Source organism: Butyrivibrio sp. LB2008 (genome assembly GCF_000621565.1).
GTDB lineage: Bacteria > Bacillota > Clostridia > Lachnospirales > Lachnospiraceae > Butyrivibrio.
This window is the reverse complement of sequence record NZ_JHXZ01000009.1, coordinates 297,402-319,874: the sequence shown is the minus strand read 5'-3', so window position 1 is coordinate 319,874 and position 22,473 is coordinate 297,402. Positions and strand designations below refer to the sequence as shown.

20 protein-coding genes are annotated in these 22,473 nt (G+C 39.7%); all 20 read right to left on the bottom strand.

What is annotated here, in order from left to right; all coding sequences use genetic code 11:
* Positions 1-147: 147 nt before the first annotated feature.
* Complete coding sequence (locus T356_RS0101430; protein ID WP_026512955.1) at positions 148-477, bottom strand: hypothetical protein; 330 nt, start codon at positions 475-477, stop codon at positions 148-150.
* Positions 478-601: 124 nt separating this feature from the next.
* Positions 602-1,237, bottom strand: coding sequence for a cytidylate kinase-like family protein (locus T356_RS0101425; RefSeq protein ID WP_026512954.1), 636 nt, complete (start codon positions 1,235-1,237; stop codon positions 602-604).
* A 51-nt stretch (positions 1,238-1,288) separates the two neighbouring features.
* Entirely contained in the window at positions 1,289-2,212 is a 924-nt protein-coding gene (locus tag T356_RS0101420; RefSeq protein ID WP_026512953.1) for an RluA family pseudouridine synthase, read from the bottom strand.
* 36 nt (positions 2,213-2,248) lie between these two features.
* Positions 2,249-2,788, bottom strand: a complete 540-nt coding sequence (lspA, locus tag T356_RS0101415; RefSeq protein WP_026512952.1) for a signal peptidase II — start codon at positions 2,786-2,788, stop codon at positions 2,249-2,251.
* 14 nt (positions 2,789-2,802) lie between these two features.
* Positions 2,803-3,909, bottom strand: coding sequence for a 3-dehydroquinate synthase (gene aroB, locus T356_RS0101410; RefSeq protein WP_026512951.1), 1,107 nt, complete (start codon positions 3,907-3,909; stop codon positions 2,803-2,805).
* Positions 3,910-3,990: 81 nt separating this feature from the next.
* Positions 3,991-4,518, bottom strand: a complete 528-nt coding sequence (locus T356_RS0101405) for a cell division protein SepF (protein ID WP_026512950.1) — start codon at positions 4,516-4,518, stop codon at positions 3,991-3,993.
* A 115-nt stretch (positions 4,519-4,633) separates the two neighbouring features.
* Positions 4,634-6,214, bottom strand: coding sequence for an HlyD family efflux transporter periplasmic adaptor subunit (locus tag T356_RS17975; protein ID WP_197020864.1), 1,581 nt, complete (start codon positions 6,212-6,214; stop codon positions 4,634-4,636).
* A gap of 72 nt (positions 6,215-6,286) precedes the next feature.
* Positions 6,287-6,706 (bottom strand): hypothetical protein, encoded by a 420-nt coding sequence (locus T356_RS0101395; RefSeq protein WP_026512949.1) that lies wholly within the window; start codon positions 6,704-6,706, stop codon positions 6,287-6,289.
* A 72-nt stretch (positions 6,707-6,778) separates the two neighbouring features.
* A complete protein-coding gene (locus T356_RS0101390) occupies positions 6,779-7,753 on the bottom strand; it encodes a D-alanyl-D-alanine carboxypeptidase family protein (RefSeq protein ID WP_026512948.1) in 975 nt (324 codons plus the stop codon).
* The gene (gene mgsA / locus T356_RS0101385) at positions 7,737-8,132 is read right to left on the bottom strand and encodes a methylglyoxal synthase (protein ID WP_026512947.1); all 396 of its coding nucleotides are present in this window, start codon (positions 8,130-8,132) and stop codon (positions 7,737-7,739) included. Before mgsA ends, T356_RS0101390 begins: the two co-directional genes overlap by 17 nt.
* A gap of 18 nt (positions 8,133-8,150) precedes the next feature.
* Entirely contained in the window at positions 8,151-9,263 is a 1,113-nt protein-coding gene (locus T356_RS0101380) for an FtsW/RodA/SpoVE family cell cycle protein (protein ID WP_026512946.1), read from the bottom strand.
* 18 nt (positions 9,264-9,281) lie between these two features.
* Positions 9,282-12,197, bottom strand: coding sequence for a penicillin-binding transpeptidase domain-containing protein (locus T356_RS17970; RefSeq protein ID WP_035780103.1), 2,916 nt, complete (start codon positions 12,195-12,197; stop codon positions 9,282-9,284).
* Positions 12,190-12,714 (bottom strand): rod shape-determining protein MreD, encoded by a 525-nt coding sequence (gene mreD, locus T356_RS0101370; protein ID WP_051563064.1) that lies wholly within the window; start codon positions 12,712-12,714, stop codon positions 12,190-12,192. Before mreD ends, T356_RS17970 begins: the two co-directional genes overlap by 8 nt.
* Positions 12,715-13,629 carry a rod shape-determining protein MreC gene (gene mreC / locus T356_RS0101365; RefSeq protein ID WP_026512944.1) on the bottom strand — a complete coding sequence of 305 codons (915 nt, stop codon included), beginning with the start codon at positions 13,627-13,629 and terminating at the stop codon, positions 12,715-12,717.
* Complete coding sequence (locus tag T356_RS0101360) at positions 13,630-14,634, bottom strand: rod shape-determining protein (RefSeq protein ID WP_081777702.1); 1,005 nt, start codon at positions 14,632-14,634, stop codon at positions 13,630-13,632.
* 10 nt (positions 14,635-14,644) lie between these two features.
* The gene (gene radC, locus T356_RS0101355) at positions 14,645-15,358 is read right to left on the bottom strand and encodes a RadC family protein (protein WP_026512942.1); all 714 of its coding nucleotides are present in this window, start codon (positions 15,356-15,358) and stop codon (positions 14,645-14,647) included.
* Between the two features lie 64 nt (positions 15,359-15,422).
* Positions 15,423-16,724, bottom strand: a complete 1,302-nt coding sequence (locus T356_RS0101350) for a methionine gamma-lyase family protein (RefSeq protein WP_026512941.1) — start codon at positions 16,722-16,724, stop codon at positions 15,423-15,425.
* A complete protein-coding gene (miaA, locus tag T356_RS0101345; RefSeq protein WP_026512940.1) occupies positions 16,717-17,655 on the bottom strand; it encodes a tRNA (adenosine(37)-N6)-dimethylallyltransferase MiaA in 939 nt (312 codons plus the stop codon). Before miaA ends, T356_RS0101350 begins: the two co-directional genes overlap by 8 nt.
* Entirely contained in the window at positions 17,652-19,790 is a 2,139-nt protein-coding gene (gene mutL, locus T356_RS21405; RefSeq protein ID WP_026512939.1) for a DNA mismatch repair endonuclease MutL, read from the bottom strand. Before mutL ends, miaA begins: the two co-directional genes overlap by 4 nt.
* Positions 19,791-22,433 carry a DNA mismatch repair protein MutS gene (mutS, locus tag T356_RS0101335; protein ID WP_035780166.1) on the bottom strand — a complete coding sequence of 881 codons (2,643 nt, stop codon included), beginning with the start codon at positions 22,431-22,433 and terminating at the stop codon, positions 19,791-19,793.
* Positions 22,434-22,473: the final 40 nt, after the last annotated feature.

Sequence of the window (22,473 nt, the reverse complement as noted above, 5' to 3'; positions counted from 1 at the left end):
GCTCCTTAAAAAATAATTCTACTCTTGAAAAATGCATTATTCCAGCATAAAAGAATAAAATCTTTATGTAATATTTGGGAATGACCGTCATAAAGACGGCAAAAAGCCTGTACCTTACGATACAGGCCAAACATCTGATAAAATTTATTAAATTAAAGAACTGACCGCATTATCCATAGCGGATTTAACTTTTGTATTCATTTCATCCGTTAGCTGCACATGAAGCATATTTATGACTCTGTTATCTATTGAATAGCCAAGTCTTGAAGCATGCTCACTCAGATCGTCAGAATGTGCGTGTTCATAATTTGAACGAAGATTTGCGCTAAGAAGCTTCATTGAGGTCATTGATTCATATACTTCGGCAAAATCCGCGCCGAATTTCTTTTTATCTTCTTCACTTAATGATGAAATCGCTGTCTGATTGAGATATTTATTTGTAATACTGTCTACCGATGCCAAAAAATTGAAATCCATAAACGACTCCTTGAAATTATTCATATACTATATCGGTAGATTCGTTTTTTAGTTAAGGGTTTTTACAAAAAATTCAAAATAAGCAAGATAAACCGAAATCTATCTTGCTCCAAAATGCTGTAATTTACTTGTTTTGAGCCGATTCATAATCTTCAACATACTGAATTATGAGCTTTACCGTTCCCTCAATGCCAAGAATACTTGAATTGATGCAAAGATCGTAGCTGTCAGCTCTTCCCCATTTCTTGGAAGAATAGTAGTTATAATAACTCTGACGCTGCTTATCCTTCTTTATCATCATTTCTCTGGCTTTTTCATTTGATGTGATATCAGAGAAACGCTCTCTGATCCTTTTGATCTTGCATTCTTCATCGCCGTAGATAAAGAGATTAAGAACATTCGGAAGGTCGCTCAGCGCATAATCTGCACATCTTCCTACGATAACACAGGGTTCCTCTTTGGCAATCTTTTTTATAGTATCAAACTGCGCAAGAAAAACCTTATGACTGATCGGCATATCTACAAAACTTGAGGAATTATATCCAAAAGAATATGTATCCATTACAAGATTATACAAAAAAGAATTTGTAGGCCTCTCATCATGATTCTGTATCATTTCCTCACAGAATCCGCTCTCTTTTGCAGCTCTAGATAAAAGCTCTTTGTCATAGCATTTTATTCCAAAATGTTCGGCAACCATCTCTCCAATTTCTCTTCCGCCGGATCCGAATTGCCTACCGATAGTAATTATTGTATTCATACTACTCACCCCTTTTTCATGAACAATTCCTTCTCTTACTTATATCTTACCTTATTTGAGAACATCAAGCAAATGCTGAAAATAAGCAGGTAAAGGCGCGTCGGTCTCAATATAATCACCGCTTACGGGATGAACAAAACTAAGCGTCTTGGCGTGCAGACATTGACCGTTTGTCTTAAACTTACTCTTTCTTCCCGGAGCATACACCTCATCTCCAAGAAGAGGATGCCCGATATGAGCCATATGTACCCTTATCTGATGCGTTCTTCCTGTTTTGAGCTTACATTCTATATATGTCAGATTATCCTGCTCAAATCGCTTTAAAACGCGATAATGAGTAAATGCCTCTTTTCCGCCTTTTGAAACGACAGCCATCTTCTTTCTGTCAGAAGGGCTTCTGCCTATAGGAGCATCTACATCGCCTTCATCTTCCTTGATAATACCGTAGCAGATGGCATGATAGATTCGGTCAATCGAATGCTCTTTTAACTGAGCAGCAATCTCTCTGTGCGCCGTATCGTTCTTGCATATGATAACCGATCCTGTTGTGTCCTTGTCTATGCGATGAACGATCCCCGGTCTTAGAACTCCGTTAATCCCCGATAAATTCTTGCAATGAAACATAACCGCATTTACAAGCGTATCTTTATAATGCCCGGGCGCCGGATGAACAACCATATCCTTCGGCTTATTTACAACAAGAACATCTCTGTCTTCATAGATGATATCAAGCGGTATATCCTGCGGAAGGATCTCCGGAACCTCAAGCGGCGGAATCTCCATCTTGATAACATCATTCTCCGAAACGACATAGCTTGCCTTCACGTTTTTATCATTGCAAAAGACTTTTTTGTCATCTATAAGTTTTTTTATGTATGAACGCGAAAAAGAATCGATAAGTTCACTAATAAGCTTATCGATTCTATAACCTTCATATTCGTCAGTAACTACACATTCAAAAAGATTTTCATCCATTATCTGTATTTCCCAAACTACACTTTTGAGCTTCTTTTATTTGAACTCCTTGAATTTCTTTTGCTGCTTGAAACTAAGGAACTCGAAGTCATTGTCTTTATAATAAAAAATTAAAAGATAAGCAAAAGCAAATGTCGCAACAGTGACATATATATCCGCAACATTGAATATAGGGAAATTGATTATCACAAAATAAATGAAATCAATAACATAATCATTCTTAACCCTGTCGATCATATTTCCTGCGGCGCCGCTGGCAACAAGAACAAGAAGGATGTGCATTGCGTTATACTTCTTGTCATCAGGCATTCTGAAAAGTACATAAGCAATAACGATAAGCATTATTGCGGCAATAAGTACGAAGAACACCTTCTGATTCTGAAGTATTCCAAATGCAGCTCCTGTATTTTGTAAATAATTAAACTCAAGGACACCGTCTATTATCTTAAAAGGCTTGTCCTGAAGATTCACCAATGCAAGGTGCTTTGTAAACTGATCGAAAAGTATCAAAACAATAATAAGCACAAAATCTGCAAGTAAAAATAACTTTTTCTTTTTAGATAAATTTGTATTCATAATAAACCTCTGTATTATTCGTTAGCTTTCTTTGACCAATCCAATTCATCAAGTGCTGCTCTCATCTCGTCTTCTGTAACCGAAGTATCGATAAATGCTTTTCCGATCTTCTTAAGGAGAATGAATTTTATCTTATCACCATCTGCCTTCTTATCGGATTTTGCAAGCTTTATAACCTCGTCTGCATCAATTGAATCCAATGAAATAGGAAGATTAAACGGAACAAGCATATCTCTTATCTCGTAGAATTCTTCCATTGAAAGAAATTCTTTTTTCCATGAAATAAAAGCCGCTGCCACAAAACCAAGAGAGATGCACTCGCCGTGCGCAAGCTCAAAGTTTTTGTATTTCTCTATCGCATGACCTAATGTATGGCCAAAGTTAAGAAGAGCTCTTTCACCCTTTTCCGTGGGATCTTTCTCAACTACGGCTTTCTTTACAAGACAGCTCCTGTAAACCATCTCAAGAAGAGTATCAACATCTCTGTCGTCTATTTCATACATGTTATCGATAAGCCATGTATAGAACTCGCTGTCCTTGATAATACCGTGCTTCATAACCTCGGCAAAGCCCGAAGCAAATTGTCTGCCGTCAAGTGTCTTAAGAGTTGAGATATTCATATAAACAAGGCGTGGCATATAAAAAGCGCCTACCATGTTCTTGTAACCTTTGTAATCTACACCGGTCTTTCCGCCGATACTGCTGTCAGACTGTGAAAGAAGTGTTGTGGGAATCTGTATAAAATCAATTCCCCTTAAATATGTCGCAGCTGTAAATCCGGCCATATCTCCGACAACTCCGCCTCCGAGAGCAACGATCAGATCGTGCCTGTCATAATGATTTATAATAAGCTGCTCATATATCTTATTTATCTCATCGAGATTCTTGTTCTCTTCTCCTGCAGGAATGACACACTTAATTACAGTCTTTGCAACTTTATTAAGTATATCACATACTTCATCTGCATAAAGCTTATCAACATTTGAATCCGTTATAAGGCAGATTCTTCTGTTTTCGAATCCGAGCTTCTTTATCTCCTCGCCAAGATCGCTGAAATCTTTGCAGTACATAATGTCATAACAGGGCTTTTCCTGATAGCATACATTTAATCTCTTTTCCATAACTTCTCCTCAGATGCGCTTATCCCGCACTCATAGTAAAAGGCTGTTGACAATGATAATAAAGTCAACAGCCTCGATTATTTAATCTATCTGCTGTGGTCCGTCTGTAATTCCGCCACCGAATGTTCCGCTCAAGATACTCTGGAAATCACCTGAAATATCAACAGATGCAGGTGTAATGATAAATATATATCTCGAAATTTTCTGAAGATTACCTGATATAGCAAATGTAGAACCCGAAGTAAAATCGATAATTCTCTGGGCTATGTCTACATCAAGTCCTTCAAGATTAAGTACTACAGTCCTATTAGCCAAAAGAGTTTCTGTAATTTCTCTCGCATCCTCAACAGATGTGGGCTTTATAACGCAAACCTCCATACCGGCAGCCGATAAAGACTTTCTGGATCTGGTAGGAACAACTTTAGGAGTAACCTTTTTCTTTTCCTCAGAAAGATCGATACTCGGAACATCCTTTCCAATTGGAGCCGTATTGCTAAATACATCATTCTTGGAATTGCTGTCATAGTAGATATCATCAGAATCGTAATATCCGCCTTCGTCATCTCCGGTAAGCTGTATTGCTTTTAAAAACTTATCCATTACGCTCATTATCTATATGCTCCTCATAATAATATCCCAACAAAATTCTATCTTAATATTATCGTAGATTTATTCCTTAGTCAAATTGCTATTGAAACAAAATGGCTTATCGATTGGATTCTGCTCACTGCTCACCTGTTGTTTCGCCTTCCGAGGCATTCGCTTCTGATGATCCGGTTTCTGCTTCATCAATAACAGATGCTTCACTTTCCGCCGAATCTTCATAAACTTCCTGTGGTTCATCAGCAGTTTCATTGGTGATGCTGTTACCTGTTGATGAACTTCCTGCGTTACCCTGTGAATTCTTCGCAGCATCCTTGTCAACCGCTTCGGCATCAAGAACTATATAGTCATAAACATTAAGACCGTAATTGGTATAGGACTTAACTATCGAGTATTCATCATTTTGATAAAGAACTTCAATCTGCTTAAAATCAGCATAGCCCTTATTGATATTATATACTCCAAGCAGCGTATGCATCTTGCTTACGGTATAAAGCTCCGTCGAATCCTGCTTGATCAGCACATCACCTGCTCTCAAAACGTCAGTATCAATGTAATATTCCGTCTCATCATCACTCTCACCGTAGATAGACAAAACAATCCGTTCAGAAGTCTTATTTCCCTGTTCATCATACTTATCTCTGAGAACTTCGGCATTCTTCTCGGGATTTATGGTCACAAAATCCTCCGGAACAATAAAGAAACTCTTCTCAACAATTGATGAATTGGGAATCTTAAGCCCCGTATCATCCTTGGTAATAAGCTCAATATCAAGAAATCTGTCACGACAGAACGTGATCATTGAATTGGTAAAAGAAAGCTGTACGAAGGTATCCCCATCAGCATTTGTGAACCAGGAAACCTTACCCATTGATTCATCCTGATTCTTGATAAATTTAACTTTGACATACTGCTCTGCTTCAAGAGCCTTGGCCTGCTCTTCGTCTTTAACCTGAATAACGACAGACCATTCTTCATTGTCACAGACCTTATAAACCGGATCTCCGGCCTTTACAAGTGTATTATTTATAAGCTGATGTTTCTCATATTTAGACTCATCAAACTTATCCGCTGACATCGCATCTAGAGTAAGATTCTCATAGCCGTCAATTGAATAAACAACAATTCCCGTAGTCTGGGCGGTACTGTTCTTGATAGACTGTCTTGTGGAACTGCTTGAATTAAGCGATTCGATATTCTGAAGTACACTTTCATTAGACAACTTCTGAACCGTACCATCCAAAAGAGACTTAAAATCATATACGGTATAAAAATTCTTCTCATCAAAAGAAGCAGAAAAATCTACTATCTGCGACCTCACCTCTTCCATACTCTCGTCGGTAAGAGCCACTTCTTCCGCTCCCTGCGATTTAAGATATTCGAGAAGCTGTCCGGATTCATCAACGGTATAGACCTGTGAATTAACGGCAACTCTTCGTCCTTCGGGAGCAAAATAGTAAACATATCCTGCATTTTCTGCGGTAACGATTTTCTCACTTCTAAGAGCAATAGCTTTGTAACTATTATTGGTTGAAAGAGCTCCTTCCATAACCTGATAACCGATTATATGATCTCTCTTGAGATATAAGATCACGCTTATCAGTATGTAGATTGCCACAGCAACAAAGAAGACCATACCGATATTTATGTTGTTGATATTCTGGGGATATTTTGTAATCTTTCGGCTATTTTTGCCAGCCATATTTATTAACCTTCTTTATACTCAAACATTGAGCCGCGGTTATTCCGCGGCTCAAATATCTCATACTTTAAATTAAAGTGAAATAACAACCTTTGATTTGACACTTTCCGGAAGCTCTGACTCATCCATTGAAAGGCTGAGAACAAAGTCAATATTAAACTTCTCGCCAAGCTTCTCGAGTTTGTCGATAGTCTGAGAAATATCTTTTCCTTCAAGACAGGAAATCTTCAAAAAACTGTCAAAATACATTTGCTGGAGATCGTGGTCCTGAGAAATAATACCACTGACGAAACCAATGAATTCATCGGAATTGGTGATCATAAACTCCGAAACTACAATTAGACGAATCTTATTGTTAAGCTCATACATGTGCTTGGTACTCTTATCCAGAAAGGCAACGGATCCGAGAACATTTTTTACCTCGGTGTTTACCTTGTCCAATAAGCATTTGGTCTTACCTTTACCTTTTTTCCCAACAATTAACTGAACCATCGGCATACCCTCCCGCAAGTAAGTATTTTATCGATATATTAATTATAAAATATTAGGGGGTAAAAGACAACATTATTTAGCGATTTCACTTAACATGTTAGTCATGTCAGAATACAACGTATCACCGTCTGTATCACGCAGAATTACTGCAATATACGGATTGCCTTTGCCATCTTTGGCAAGCAATATGAGGCAGTGTCCTGCCGCATTTGTTGTACCTGTTTTACCACCTATAACAGTAACACCACTTGGAGCTTTTGCATTACCTGAAAGATATCCGTTTGTATTATTAATAGACCTTTCCTGTACCTGTCCGCTTGCATCGGTCCATTTCGCATTATACTCACTCATACTGATGATCTCAGAGAAAGTGTCATACTTCATTGCAGCACTGAATATAAGATACATATCATAAGCGGTTACATAATGATCCATGTCATTAAGACCGTTCGGATTCTTAAAATTGGACTGTGTTGCGCCTAATTTCTTTGCTTCGGCATTCATCATATCGGCAAAACCTTCGATAGAACCACCGAGATTGGTCGCAATAAGATTCGCCACATCGTTTGCCGAGTAAATAAGCAGAACATGAAGCGCATCGTTGAGAGTCATTGAATCACCCTCTTTAAGGCCAAGTGCCTGAGCTCCGCTCTCATTCGCATAGACTGAAGAATCGGCGGTAAGCACCTTATCAAGCTGATCACCGAAATATTTAAGTGCAACATAAGTAGTCATGACCTTAGTAAGACTGGCAGGCATGACTCTTGAATTTACATTTTTGGCATAAAGTGTGCGTCTGCTGTTGATATCAAATAAACCTGCACAAGCAGCTTCATTTACTTCCATACCCGAATCTGAAGATCTGTCCTGCGGTTCGCATTTATCAGATGCAAATGTTGGATAATACAGATTTTCCCTACTGTTTGCAGGCGATTTATCTATAGAATATTTTGCCTCATAAGGAATAGAAGAACATCCACTCAGACATGCAGATGAAAGCATCAACATTGCAATAATGATTGAACAAGTCTTACTTATACATTTCACGCCACTCAAGATCTCCTCTATCCAATGATTTAATAAGCAGTTCTGCTGAAGCAAGATTGGTTGCTACAGGTATGTTATGCATATCGCAAAGAGTCATGACATTACTGATGTCAGGCTCGTGAGATTTAACAGTAAGAGGATCTCTCAAAAAGATCACAAGATCGATCTCATTGTGTTCAATAGCCGCTCCAAGTTGCTGAGCACCACCCAAGTGGCCTGCAAGATACTTATGGATGCTAAGATTTGTAACTTCCTCTATAAGTCTGCCCGTTGTTCCCGTGGCAAAAAGCTCATTTTTGCTCAAAATACCCCTATAAGCGATGCAGAAGTTCTGCATAAGCTTCTTTTTTGCATCGTGTGCAATAAGCGCAATATTCATTTCTATCTATAACCCTCCCTAGATATACTTGTTGCTTTGCAATCTGACATTAAGGACAACTCCTATACCCGCATAAATACTCATTAAAGATGTAAGTCCCGCGCTCACAAAAGGAAGCGGAAGTCCTGTATTAGGAAAAAGTCCTGTTACAACAGCAATGTTCAAAAAGCCTTGGAACCCCACCCAAGCTCCTACACCTGCTGCAATAATCTGTCCTGCCTTGTCTCTCGCTCTTAGAGAGATCATAAAGCACCTGATTGCAATAAGTAAAAGAACAATAATAACTGCACAGCATCCGATAAAACCAAACTCCTCGCCGATAACCGCGAAAATGAAATCACTCTGAGCCTCTGAAATAAATCCGGAATTAAGAACCGAACCTACATCATCGTTGTTATACCCCTTGCCATAAAGCATTCCCGAACCTATGGCTATAATTGAATTGCTCGTCTGATATGCTGTCGTTGTGGAATAATCCTCCGGATGCAGCCAAGCCAATATTCTATTCTGCTGATACTCATCCAAAAAGCCTGCATGTCCGCTACTTACGGCATATACACCAAGCCAGACCGCAGGAACGGCTACAGCCAAGGAAACAGCAATCAGTCTCCAATCCATACCCGCAATCACCAACATGCACGCAAAAATAATAAAGATTACGATACAAGTCGAAAGATCCGGCTGCTTTTTGATATATACCAGTGGTATTGCCAATAATAAAAGGCAAACAAGGATAAAGCTGATTTTTTTTACTTTATCCTTATATTTCATAATAAACTGCGAAAAAAATAAAATCAATAAAATTTTGGACGCTTCCGAAGGCTGAAAACTAAAGCCAAATATCCTTATCCACCTTCTCGATTCGTTAAGAGTAATCCCCAATGGAGTTTTAACCAAATATAAAAGAACAAGATTTGCAATATAAAAGCCCCAATAAAACTTAACTAAATATGTGTAATCAAGAAGTGACACAAATGCCATGATTGCAATACAGACGATCATACCGCCAAGCTGTTTAAGCAATGCGTCTGAATTGGCGGAACTGACAGCCATAATACCAAAGCATGTCAGTCCTATAACCATCGCGACAAGAGAAAAATCATATTCAGTTATCTTGTATTTTTTTAACATTTTTTCTCCTAGAAATAATCAATCTCCGTTCGCAGCACCATCCTGCAGATGCTCTCCATCTGAAAGAATCTCGTCAAGACTTGTTATTTTGAAATAACACTCAAGCACATCTTTTGTGATCTGAGCTGCGTAACTGGAAGTATAACCATAATCGATTCGGGTTGCTACTGCAATCTGAGGCTTGTCATACGGAGCATAGCCAATAAACAAAGAGTGGTTAGGTGTATGTTCACTGGTCTGCGCCGTTCCGGTCTTACCGGCGACGGGAATTCCGGCATTATTAAGCTTTGCATAATAAGCCTTATCCATAACAACCTGTCTCATTCCAAGATGTAATGCATCCCAATATGCACTCTTCATATCGATCTTATCTTTGATCGTTGCATTTCGCTCTTCAACATTGTCATACTGATCTTTTATCTTATCAACAAGAGTAAGATTATAACAAGTTCCACTGTTCGCAACGGTTGTGACATATCTTGCAAGTCCTACAGTCGTAAAACTATTCTTATCCTGACCGATAGCACCACGGACAGCATCGTCCTTCGCTGTTGAAGGTGTATGTTCTTCTATCTCAACTCCGGATTTTTCTGTAAGGCCGTATAAGGCGGCATATTTCTTGAGCTTTTCGCAGCCAAGATCGCTGTCATATTTGTTGGTCTCCCTATTAAATCCCAAACGATAACCTACTTCATAGAAAAATACGTTACACGAATTTCTGATTCCACCGACAACATTAAGCGAGCCGTGTCCGCCACCTTTCCAACACTTAGGCGGATGTCCGTCTCCAAGCTTCATAAATATTCCGCTACATGGAAGTGTTTGAGTTGTAGTTATAGCTCCTTCCATAAGTCCTGCGGTTGCAGATACTATCTTAAATGTAGATCCCGGAACCGATTTATCCATCGTAGCATAGTTAAACATGGGCTTGGACTTATCATTCATGAGCTTTGCGTAATACTCTGCATTAGCTCCGTTTGCCATACGATTGTTGTCATATCCCGGATACGAAACAAGTGCAAGAACATCACCTGTATTAACATCCGTAATAACCATGGATGCCGTAGAAGGATATATCGCAAGCTGTGCCGGAGTGATATCACGATTGGCAATGCGGTTCTTCATAAATTCAAATGGATTTCCACCATTCTTCCATCTCTGAAGTTCTTCCGGATTGATATTATCACTGTTTACAATGCCCTGTTCAAGCAGGATATTACATATCTGAGTGCCTGTAACACCACCCGTATATATCATATATTTATAAAGGCTGGTATCAAAAACATGATCGTCGTTAAGACCATATTGCTTAATCGTTCCGTTGGCACCCTTGCTCTCTTTTCCGACGAAAATGTAGTTTACTATGGCATTAAAAGTATCATCCGAATCAACATACTGATCTTCAAGAGCTAGCTTTGAAGCATCTATCCATTGCTGCGAAAGTGCCCCGCTTATATACTCTGAAAGAGATATTGTTCCTTCTGCCCAGTTATTATATAAATCCGTCTTCTTATCAGGTGTAATAATCCCGTCTTCATACAGGTTTGACACTATATGATTTATGTACTCTTTATATTCGCCTGAAAGCTTATTAAAAGGCGTCTTCTTGGTAACAAGCTCTTCATTTAAGGCGGTGATAACAGATTGTTTTTTCTGCTTAAAGGCCTCATATACCGTTTTTTCATTATTTTTTGCATCAGCCTGACTGAAGTGAGATATATCTATGACATTATTATCAAAAAGTCCAAAATAAACATCAAAAATAGAAATCTTAACATCACTTGAATTGGAAGGCTTTGCATTTGGATCCGTCATTGCAGTCGTGAGCTTATCTGTAATAATACTGGCAAGCCTCTTTTCAATGATGTTATAACAGGCTATATTAAGATCCTTATCAATTGTCAGATAAACATCTTTGCCCGCAACAGGATCCTTATGATCGGTTACCTGTATAACCTTACCGGTATTGTCAACGCTCACGGTCTCATAGCCTTTTTTTCCCTGGAGTTCGCTCTCCATTGACTGCTCAATTCCGCTTTTTCCGACAATATCATTCATGTTGTATTCGGGATTGATCTGTGAATACTTATCAAGCTCATCAACATTGATCTTACCTGTATAACCAAGAATCGGCGAAAAAACCTCAGGATCTTCATACATCCTCATAGTATTCATTTCAACCGAAATTCCCTTTAATGTATCCAGATTTTCCTTAACAGCAGCAACCGTCTTATCATTTACATTTGATGCGATCGTGGTACCAAGATATTTCTGGTATCCGTTTGTGGTCATCTTATATCTTATGACTACAAGCTTAAAAGCCATTTCATCCGAATATCCGGCTCTTGGTACAAATATAGACTTTCCGTTTTTTTCCTTGGTCTCACCGATCTCATATCTTTTGCAAAGATAGTCAATTACCTGTAGCGGAGTACTGTTCTTCTCATCCTCCTCAAGTTCACTTATCTTGACATGTCCATAAACATCCCTAAGGAATTTTTTTCTTTCTTTATCTTTTTCTGATGAAAAGACAAATTTATGTGCGATAACATCCATAGAGATACCAAAGCCATCAAGATCAATGGTGTCATCGTTCATCTCAATAAGGTCAATAACTCTGCAAAGAGTATCATTTATCTGTTGGTTTCTCTGTTTTCCAGCATCAAAAACATCTTCGATCATAACAGAATTGGCAGGTTCATCATGTGCAAGAAGTTTTCCCTGTCTGTCAAAAATACGACCTCTGGTAGCAGAAATGGTCTTTTCCTTATTCTGCTTTTGAACAAATGAATCTCTGTGCTCTTTTCCCTCAACTATCTGAAGCACAAAAAGCTTGCATATCAGAACGCAAGCAAATAAGATAAGAACTCCGGATATAATAACAGCTCTTGAAGTTATGAATTTTAAAACCTTTTCCTTTAAATTATCAAACAAACTTCTTTTCACTCCTCTGCTCTTTATCAAAGATCCGTTCATGTATCTTAAGTACGACCGGATAATAGAATATTCCGACCATCGCAGTGTAAACCATCTCAGGAATTATAATATTCATCATATAATAACCTATATCGAATTCGTTCCTGAGGAGAAACTGCAATACATAACATGCAAAGCCGTAAATAAAATCAGCAACAGATATGATAGCGATGGGAATTGCCATATTCTGAGAATAAAAAACTTCGTGAAGTTTTCCGACAAAAAATCCGATGTACATAAATAAAAGCGCATAAAATCCAAGTATAGCGCCAAAAAAGATATCCACTAAAAAACCGCTCACAAAGCCGGTCAACAGCCCCACTTTGTCACCTCTTATAAAAGCTATAGAAGTGACAAAAACAAGCATAAGATTCGGCACAACTCCGCCAAAAGCAAATACTCTGAAGACTGTTGTCTGCAATGTGAACGTAAGGATCATTATTATGAAATTAAGTAATATTCTTCTGATACTCATTTAATCGTTTGAATCTGTCTTGTGTTCTAAGCCGTCTTTAGGAATCTGTTTTTGATCCAAAATGACAAGCACATCGTTTAAATGTGCAAAATCAGCAGCCGGAGTGATATTTCCCGACTTGGTAATATTATTGTTGTCATCATTGACCGAATAAACATATCCGATCAAAATACCGGGAAGATATTTTGAACTGATGTATGATGTTACAACTTTATCTCCCGCCTTTACAGCTCCTGTCCTGTCTTTAAGATCCGTAAAACTTATGGCACCTTTTTCATACTTATTCAGATTACCTTTGACCATAAGAATATCCTGCGTGGACAAAACCATTCCGCTGACATACGAATTATCGGAAATTATAGACTGCACTGTAGCCCAGTCGGGACCAACTTTTATGACTCTTCCGACAAGTCCGCCGTCCGCAAGAACATTCATATCAACTTTGATTCCCTGATCCTCACCTTTATCAATCGTAAAGGTAGAAAACCAGTTTCCGGAATCTCTTCCTGTAACTCTCGCACCTATCTTCTTGTAATTTCCGTAGTCATCCTGAAGAGCATATAGTTCACGAAGCTTTGTGAGCTCGTATTTATCCTGCTCCAGTTTTGAATTCTCTATTTTCAGATCTTCAATTTCTTTTTTTAATCTCTCATTTTCATCAAGAAGCTTTGTAATCTCAGACAATCTGTCAGAAGTTTTCTTGAGAGATGTACCTACTGTTGTAATTCCTCTTTGCAAAGGCGCAATAAAAACGCCCGCAAACGCATTTAGCGGCCCTTCAAAAGGCCCCAATTTACTTCTTTCAACGCTAAATGTGACCAGCATTAAGATCACAGACAGCACTGACAAGATTGAGAGAAGATATTTACTTGGTATTCTAAAATCCTCTCCGGTTCTCCTAATAATAGGACTCATTTACTTATCCTCTTCTATTCCGTAAGCAAGAACCTTGTACTGGTCATCCTTGATAATCTTGGAAAGACCGAGCGCAACCGAACCAACGGGGTTCTCTGCAATATTAACATTAAGTCCGACACCGTTAGAAAGTCTCTGCGCAAGATGACAGATCTGAGAAGCTCCGCCTGTAAGATAGAGACCGTGCTTAAAAATATCGGCAGCGAGCTCCGGAGGAGTTCTCTCAAGTGTAGCTTTAATGTTATCAAGGATTGCATCGAAGTTCTCGATAAGAGCCTGATTAAGCAGATCTGTAGGGATCATTCTCTCAACGGGAAGACCTGTTACAATATCTCTTCCGTAAACAACTGCATCCTTACCTTCTTTCTCAAGGTCCTTAAGTGATATTTTTACAGCTTCAGATGTTTTCTCGCCGATAAGAAGTCCGAATTCCTTACGGATAACGGTTCTGATCGACTCATCAAATTTCTTGCCGCCAACTTTGATAAGTTTGCTGACAACGATACCTCTGAGTGAAAGAATTGAAATTTCTGTTGTATCATATCCAACGTCAACCACAAGTACACCCTGCGAATTCATGACGTCAACATTCATTCCGAGTCCGTCAGCCAAAGGCTTTTTAACCATCATGATCTTTTTGGCCTTAATGCCCGCATCATTTATGAGATCGTGGAAAGCACGTCTCTCAACTTCAGTAACATCCTTGGGAACGGCAATGTAAACTTCGCAAGGCTTAACAGAACCCTTCATCTGGTCTGTCAAAAACAGCTTTACAAGAGCTTCCATGTGTTCAATATCAGCAATAACACCGCTGCTCAAAGGATATGTGATCTGAATCTTATCAGGAGCTTTCTCATACATCTCGTATGCAGAATTACCATACGCAAAGACATTAGTCTTGTTCTCAATGGCAATCATGTTCTTCTCAACAAAAAGACCATCCTCGTCTCTGTTATAAATTTTAATGTTGCTGGTTCCAAGATCGATTCCAAAAATATTACTCAAAATGTCCTCCTTATTGCCATAACAGCCCCTTCTCTTCGAAGCTGTAATATGAGCGATCTCCTATAATTATATGATCCCTTAATATGATATCAAGCATTGTCCCCGATTCTCTGATCTTATTGGTTATCACAACATCCGATCTGCTGGGAGCCGGATCACCTCCCGGATGGTTGTGCACCAATATCAGATTGGAAGCTCCTGTTCTGAGAGCATGTATAAAAACATCCCTCGGTGACAATGAGGCTGAATTAACCGTCCCCATGGACAAAAGAACTTCCTGTACAAGCTTTAATCTGTTGTTTAGACATAGCAGATAAACCCTCTCGGATTCTTCATGCCTGAGCTTTTCCATAAAATATTCCGCAACTGCTGACGGATCGTTGCATAAAAGCCCAATATCCGCTTTTTGACAAGACATTCTCTTCGCAAGTTCAGCAATACACTTAAGTTTTACTGCCTTAACTTCCCCTATGCCGTGAACACTCTTAAGTTCCTCAACAGAAACACAAAAAAGACTGTTAAGCCCTTTTTCTTTTCCTCTGCCCATGGCCATAACTTTTTTGGCTATATCAACCGGAGATGCCATGCAGCTTCCTGTTCGTATAATTATCGCAAGAAGTTCGGCATCGGTCAGACTTTCCGGACCTGACTTTAAAAAGCGCTCATAGGGAAGCTGGTCCTCATATGTTTTGTGCTCTTTAAAAGAGATATCAGATTGCTTCATGTGATTCCTCCTGATAATGCTATCCGGGCGACCAGAAAGAATCAAAAATCATACAGCTAATAGTTTAGCACAAGATAAGGCCAGCATCTACAAGATTTTGCAAAGTCTTTAGTATGCCAAGCTTAGCATGCGGCCATGTAAGGCCTCCCTGGAAGAAAACTGAATATGGTTCTTTGATCGGGCCATCCGCGGAAAGCTCTATTGAAGAGCCCGAAACAAAGGCACCTGCCGCCATAATAACCTGTGAATCATAGCCGGGCATATCCCAGGGTTCTGGAGTTACAAATGAATCAACGGGTGCCGCCGCCTGAATTCCCTTGCAGAATTCTATAACTCCTTCAGGCTTACCAAAAGTAACCGCCTGTATAATGTCATGTCTTTCCTCTTTGCTGTCGGGGCAAACAGAAAATCCAAACTTCTCATAAATATTTGCGGCAAAAATTGCACCTTTAAGCGCACTTGCCGTAACTGTGGGCGCAAGGAAAAGTCCCTGATAGAAATTGGGAAGAATTCCAAGTGACGCACCAACCTCTTTTCCAAGGCCGGGAGAAGTGAGCCTGAATGCAGCATTCTCAACACACTCCTTCTTACCCGCGATATAACCGCCTATAGGAGCAAGTCCGCCGCCGGGATTCTTTATAAGAGAACCGACAACCATATCTGCACCTACATCCGTTGGCTCAATCCTTTCAACAAACTCACCGTAGCAATTATCTACCATGCAGATGACATCACTCTTTATGCCCTTGATAAATGCAATAAGCTCACCGATCCTTGATACAGAAAGCGTAGGTCTTGTCTGATATCCCTTGGATCTTTGTATCGTAACAAGCTTTATGTTCTCATTTTCTTCAAGAACTTTCTTGATATTGTCATAATCAAAACTTCCGTCAGAGAGAAGATCCACCTGAGAATAAGTAATACCATACTCTGCAAGCGAGCCCCTTGACTCCCTTATTCCGATAACTTCCTCAAGCGTATCATACGGTTTTCCAACCGGTGAAAAGAGCATGTCGCCGGGTCTTAAATTACTCATAAGCGCAAGTGCAAGTGCATGAGTTCCGCAAGTTATCTGAGGCCGCACAAGTGCATCTTCCGTATGAAAAAAAGAAGCATAGACAGCCTCAAGCTTTTCTCTTCCGATATCATTGTATCCGTAGCCAGTTGTTCCCATAAGGCAAGCTTCACTTACCTTATTGTCCTGCATTGCCTTAAGGACTTTCAGCTGGTTATACTCTGCAGTCTCATCGATCTTTTTAAATCTCTCCGAAAGTTCCTCGATGATTATCTCTCCGAATCTGTGTACCTTCTCTGAGATACCGAATTCCTCATATATTTTATCCGTTGTCTGATTAAATTCACTCATTTTCATATATCCTTAATATTTCTTTTAAAACCAGATTGTCATCTCTTCCAAATTCCGACTTGTCTATCCAGCGCACATCTTTTTCTCTTCTGAACCACGTAAGCTGCCTCTTCGCAAAATGTCTTGTATTTCGCTTTATGAGATATATCGCTCTTTCAAGATCGTATTCGCCGTCAAGATATCCGAATATCTCTCTGTAGCCAAGACTCTGCATCGATGTAGCGGTCTTTGGAATGTTCATCTTCCGAAGTTCCTTAACTTCATCGACAAGGCCGTTTTCTATCATCTCGTCAACTCTCTTCTCAATCCTTGAATAAAGAACCTCTCTGTCATCGGTCAGAACAAAATAATAGAAATCGTAAGGCGAAACATTCTCGCTCTGCTCTTTATTGTGCTCCGATATCTTCCGCCCTGTCTTCTTATAATATTCAAGAGCCCGAATAACCCTCTTTGAATTATTTTCATGGATCAAAAGAGCCGACTCCGGATCGACACTTTTTAGTTCTTCATAAATCCCGGAAGTACCTTCTCTTTGCACTCTCTCTTCAAGTTCATGCCTTATCGTATTATCTTCGTCCGTCTCCGTAAAATCAATGTCATAAAGAACAGCCTGAATATAAAAGCCCGTTCCCCCAACAAGGATCGGTATTTTTCCTCTTGAAGAAATATCGGCAATTGCTTCCTTCACAAGCTTCTGAAAGGTAAAGACATTAAAGTCCTCTTTCGGATCGAGAAAATCTATAAGGTGATGCGGTATATTCCCCATCTTTTCTTTTGATATCTTGTCCGTGCCGATATCCATATATTTATAGACCTGCATAGAATCAGCGGAGATGATCTCTCCGCCAATCTTTCCGGCAAGCTCTATTGATAATTTGGATTTCCCCACCGCAGTGGGCCCGGTTAAAACAATCAGCTTTTGTTTATTCATTCCACAACTCGTTTAAACTTTTTATCAATCTCATATTTTGTCATCGATATGATCGTAGGTCTTCCGTGAGGACAATTATAAGGATTCTCGAGAGTAAGAAGCTCATCCAAAAGAGCTTCCATCTCTTCCTTCGTCATCTTAGTATTACCCTTAACGGAAGCCTTACAAGCCATGCTTGCGATCTTATAATTTATCACATCCGGCGTTCTGTCAAGATTAGTCTCATGTGACAACTCATCAAGAATCTTTATAAACATATCCTTTTCATCGTCGCAGCCAAAGAGATCTACCGGAATAGCTCTCATCGCATATTCGTGACCGCCGAAATTCTCAATGTTAAAGCCTATCTTCTCAAAATACTGCCTGTACTGCAGGAAAAGATCTTCCTCTGCCGAAGACAAAGTCACAATAACCGGAGGATTGACCATCTGTGAAAGAAGCTCTCCCGATTTATACCTCTTCATCATTCGCTCGTAGTTAACTTTCTCATGCGCAGCATGCTGATCGACAAGAAGCATCTTATCCTTATAGCCAATAAGCCAGTATGTTCCGAATATCTGCCCTAGTATCTCATACTCTTTGACATTATCCTTTGTAAGAACCTTCTCTTCAAAGAGATCAAGCTGTACCGGCTTCTCAACTATAATAGCTTCTGAAGGCTTGATTATAGGCGAAGGATGCTCAGCTTTTTCAGCCTGTTTTCCTTCAAGGTCTCCAAAAATTCTTGTCCATACGGCAGATTTATTGTTATCGCTTATTCTTACAGTCTCTCCGCTCGCATCTTTTGAGTAAATCGGAGTATCTTCTTTTACAAGATTCTCCTCAAATCTTTGTTTTTCAAAAGGTTCGGGAGCAGTCTTCTTTTTAGAAACGGCATCTTTATCTCCGTCCGCCTCTGTGCTCTTTGAATCATCAAAAAAGACATCGACGCTTGTTGGAACATGCTCGTTTTCTTTATCTGAAGAAACTGCATTTACAGTCTCCTTATTTACAGTCTCTTTATTCAAAACCTCTTTAACCAAAGTCTCTTTTGGAGCGCTTTCAACTTTAGAAGCAACTGTCTCATTATCTGTTTTGATTATATTTAATGCATCTGCCTTTTTAGGCGCCGTCTTTTTATCATCAAGAACCGCATCGGGGATCATTTCATGATTTCTGAGCGTATTCTCAACATTTGAACGGATAAACTCATAAATTGCCGTCTGATTGTCGAACCTTACTTCAAGCTTGGCAGGATGTACATTTACATCGACAAGAGCGGGATCCATTCTGATGTGAAGTACCGCAAACGGGAACTTGTGCATCATAAGGTACTGCTTGTATCCCTCTTCAAGAGCCTTCGAAACAATCTTATCTTTTACATATCTTCCGTTTACAAAAAAGATCTCAAAATTCCTGTTAGACCTGTTTATCGAAGGTTCTCCCAGATACCCCTCAAGTGTCACCCCCCTGTCCGTGACATTTATTGGAACAAGGTTCAAAGAAATATCACGACCGTATATTCTGTAGATGATCTCCTTGAGATCACCGTTTCCGGAAGTATTGAATTTATCATCTTTGTTATTTATGTAATGAAAAGAGACAGTCGGATTATCAAGAGCAAGATGCTCCATGACATCACCAATATAACTTGCCTCCGTCTGCGGAGTCTTAAGGAACTTCTTTCTCGCAGGAGTGTTAAAAAACAGGTTCCTTACGATAAGAGACGTTCCGTCCGGCGCACCGATCTCCTCAAAACACACTTCGTCTCCGCCGCTTATGCTATATCTGATCCCGACAAGATCCTCTCTTGTCTTTGTGATCATATCGACCTGAGCAACGGAAGAAATACTTGATAAAGCCTCTCCTCTAAATCCCAGCGAATGAATCTTAAAAAGATCGTCTATAGACTTAAGCTTACTTGTAGCATGTCTTTTGAAAGCCTTTCGGATCTCACTCTTTTCGATTCCGGATCCGTTATCCGTAACTCGGATCATATCGATACCGCCGCCTTTTATCTCAACGGTTATGGCGGTAGCGCCGGAATCTATCGCATTTTCCACCAGCTCTTTTACGACACTGGCAGGTCTCTCAACAACTTCTCCCGCAGCAATCTGGTCTATAGTATTTTTGTCGAGTTCGTTAATGAATGCCATTTAGTTTTTCCACCTGTTTTTTAAATCACTCTGAAGCTTGTACAAAGTATTCAGAGCGTCCATAGGCGTAAGAGTTGTTATATCAATTTCCTGCAATCTCTTAAGCACATCCTCATCAGTTACCGTATCAAATAATGACATCTGATCCATGTCAACGTCATCGTAATGCTTAACTTTAACCTTCTTATCGCTCTTATTGTCCTTGGCAATACTCTGGACCTTACCTGTAATATCATTGTCAGTAAGCTCGGAAACAATCTCTTTTGCCCTGTCTATGACCATATCGGGCACACCAGCAAGCTTGGCAACCTGAATACCGTAGCTCTTATCGGCGCCACCCTTGACGATCTTTCTGAGAAAGACAATGTCATCTCCATTTTCTTTTACCGCAATGCAGTAATTGTTTACATTGTCCATCTTACCTTCAAGTTCCGTAAGTTCATGGTAATGCGTTGCAAACAATGTCTTTGCTCCCAGAATCTTTCTGTTACTGATATGCTCCGTAACCGCCCAGGCTATCGCAAGTCCGTCATAGGTTGATGTTCCTCTTCCGATTTCATCAAGGATCAAAAGAGAATTAGAAGTCGCATTCCTTAATATATTGGCAACTTCATTCATCTCAACCATGAAAGTCGACTGGCCGCTTCCAAGATCGTCGGAAGCACCGACTCTTGTAAATATCCTGTCAACAACGCACAGATCTGCTTTCTCTGCAGGAACAAAACTTCCTATCTGCATCATAAGAGAAATAAGAGCCGTCTGTCTCATATATGTCGATTTACCCGCCATATTGGGACCTGTGATAATGGAAATACAGTGTTTCTTATTATCAAGGAATGTGTCATTTGCAATGAACATATCCGAAGAATCAAGCATAAGCTCAACAACAGGATGTCTTCCGTTCTTTATGTTGAACACACCCTTTTCGTTTATCGAAGGCTTAACATAATGATTCTTCTCCGCAACATAGGCAAGCGAAGCATATACATCAAGAAGAGCGATTGCTTTTGCCGTGCCCTGTATCCTGTCTATCTCAAGTGCGATAGAATCTCTTATTTTACAGAACATCTCATACTCAAGATTATTGAGCTTATCCTGAGCATTTAATATTGTATCTTCAAGCTCTTTAAGCTTTGGAGTTGTATATCTCTCGCAGTTTGTAAGAGTCTGTTTTCTTATGAAATAATCGGGAACTTTGTCTTTGAAAGAATTGGTGACTTCAAAGGAATAACCAAATACATTACTGTACTTGATCTTAAGATTTTTTATCCCCGTCTTTTCCTTTTCTTCATCCTCAAGCTGTGCAAGCCAGCTCTTCCCGTTTGTACCTGCCTCCCTGAAATTATCGATATCCTTATCAAAACCATCTTTGATGATTCCGCTCTCTTTTATCGTAAGCGGCGGTTCCTCAACGATAGCCATATCGATAAGATCATATATGTCTCTCAAAGGATCAAGCTGTTCTTCCACCATAGAAAGCTCTTTGTCATCCTTAACATCTATAAGAGAAGTCTTTATCGCAGGTATCATCCTGATAGAATTTCTAAATGCCAGAAGATCCCTTGGATTGGCCGTCTTAAATACGATCTTTGACATAAGTCTCTCAAGGTCGTATACAGGATTTAAGTACTCTCTTATCTCTTCTCTTGTGACAACATTTTTTACAAGCTTCTCGACAGCTCCCTGTCTTAAAAGAATATCTTCCTTCTCGATAAGCGGCTGTTCGATAAAACTCCTGAGCGTCCTTGCGCCCATAGCTGTCTTTGTCTTATCAAGAACCCAGAGAAGCGTTCCTCTTTTCTGCTTGTCCCTCATCGTTTCAACAAGCTCAAGATTACGCCTTGTCGAAGAGTCAAGAAGCATGAACTTGCTCGTAAGATAAGGATATATATGAGTAATATTCGCTATCTCCGTTTTCTGCATATCGATCAGATATTGCAAAAGAGCTCCCGCAGCCACAATTCCGTTTCCGAAATCATCAAGCCCGAGGCCAATTAGCGACTTTACTTTAAAGTGCGTTATCAGCGTATTTTTACAGCTGTCCTCATCGTAATATCTTGCATCAAGCGGATTTATATATACTCCGAGTCTATTCTTTATATCATCCGTAGAAACACCCGAAAAAGTAAATGCCTCATTACAGATAAGCTCTGACGGCATATATTTACCGATCTCATCGCAAGCCTCTTTGATGCTCGATACTTCCGTAAGATAATAATCACCTGTCGTCACATCCGCAACAGATATTCCTATACAGTCGGGATCGTAAAATATACACATGAGGTAATTGTTCTTGGTCTCCTCAAGAGCCTGCATATTAAGATTTGTTCCGGGAGTAACTATCCTCGTCACATCTCTTTTTACAATACCCTTTGCCTGCTTCGGATCCTCTGTCTGCTCGCAAATGGCAACTTTATACCCCTTTGAAACAAGCCTTGTAAGATAGGTATCTACTGCATGAAAAGGAACACCGCACATCGGAGCTCTCTCTTCAAGTCCGCACGCCTTTCCTGTCAAAGTAAGCTCAAGCTCTTTTGAAACAGTCTTGGCATCATCAAAAAACAGCTCGTAAAAATCTCCAAGTCTGTAAAACAAAACGCAGTCTTTATACTCATTCTTAGTCTGCAGATAGTGCTGCATCATCGGAGATACTTTTTCTATATCTACATTTTCATACATCGTG

Excerpts from the sequence above, each read along its gene's own strand:
- T356_RS0101430 (WP_026512955.1), bottom strand. The coding sequence starts at position 477 with ATGGATTTCAATTTTTTGGCATCGGTAGACAGTATTACAAATAAATAT.
- T356_RS0101425 (WP_026512954.1), bottom strand. The coding sequence starts at position 1,237 with ATGAATACAATAATTACTATCGGTAGGCAATTCGGATCCGGCGGAAGA.
- T356_RS0101420 (WP_026512953.1), bottom strand. The coding sequence starts at position 2,212 with ATGGATGAAAATCTTTTTGAATGTGTAGTTACTGACGAATATGAAGGT.
- lspA (WP_026512952.1), bottom strand. The coding sequence starts at position 2,788 with ATGAATACAAATTTATCTAAAAAGAAAAAGTTATTTTTACTTGCAGAT.
- aroB (WP_026512951.1), bottom strand. The coding sequence starts at position 3,909 with ATGGAAAAGAGATTAAATGTATGCTATCAGGAAAAGCCCTGTTATGAC.
- T356_RS0101405 (WP_026512950.1), bottom strand. The coding sequence starts at position 4,518 with ATGAGCGTAATGGATAAGTTTTTAAAAGCAATACAGCTTACCGGAGAT.
- T356_RS17975 (WP_197020864.1), bottom strand. The coding sequence starts at position 6,214 with ATGGCTGGCAAAAATAGCCGAAAGATTACAAAATATCCCCAGAATATC.
- T356_RS0101395 (WP_026512949.1), bottom strand. The coding sequence starts at position 6,706 with ATGGTTCAGTTAATTGTTGGGAAAAAAGGTAAAGGTAAGACCAAATGC.
- mgsA (WP_026512947.1), bottom strand. The coding sequence starts at position 8,132 with ATGAATATTGCGCTTATTGCACACGATGCAAAAAAGAAGCTTATGCAG.
- T356_RS0101380 (WP_026512946.1), bottom strand. The coding sequence starts at position 9,263 with ATGTTAAAAAAATACAAGATAACTGAATATGATTTTTCTCTTGTCGCG.
- mreD (WP_051563064.1), bottom strand. The coding sequence starts at position 12,714 with ATGAGTATCAGAAGAATATTACTTAATTTCATAATAATGATCCTTACG.
- mreC (WP_026512944.1), bottom strand. The coding sequence starts at position 13,629 with ATGAGTCCTATTATTAGGAGAACCGGAGAGGATTTTAGAATACCAAGT.
- radC (WP_026512942.1), bottom strand. The coding sequence starts at position 15,358 with ATGAAGCAATCTGATATCTCTTTTAAAGAGCACAAAACATATGAGGAC.
- T356_RS0101350 (WP_026512941.1), bottom strand. The coding sequence starts at position 16,724 with ATGAGTGAATTTAATCAGACAACGGATAAAATATATGAGGAATTCGGT.
- miaA (WP_026512940.1), bottom strand. The coding sequence starts at position 17,655 with ATGAATAAACAAAAGCTGATTGTTTTAACCGGGCCCACTGCGGTGGGG.
- mutL (WP_026512939.1), bottom strand. The coding sequence starts at position 19,790 with ATGGCATTCATTAACGAACTCGACAAAAATACTATAGACCAGATTGCT.
- mutS (WP_035780166.1), bottom strand. The coding sequence starts at position 22,433 with ATGATGCAGCACTATCTGCAGACTAAGAATGAGTATAAAGACTGCGTT.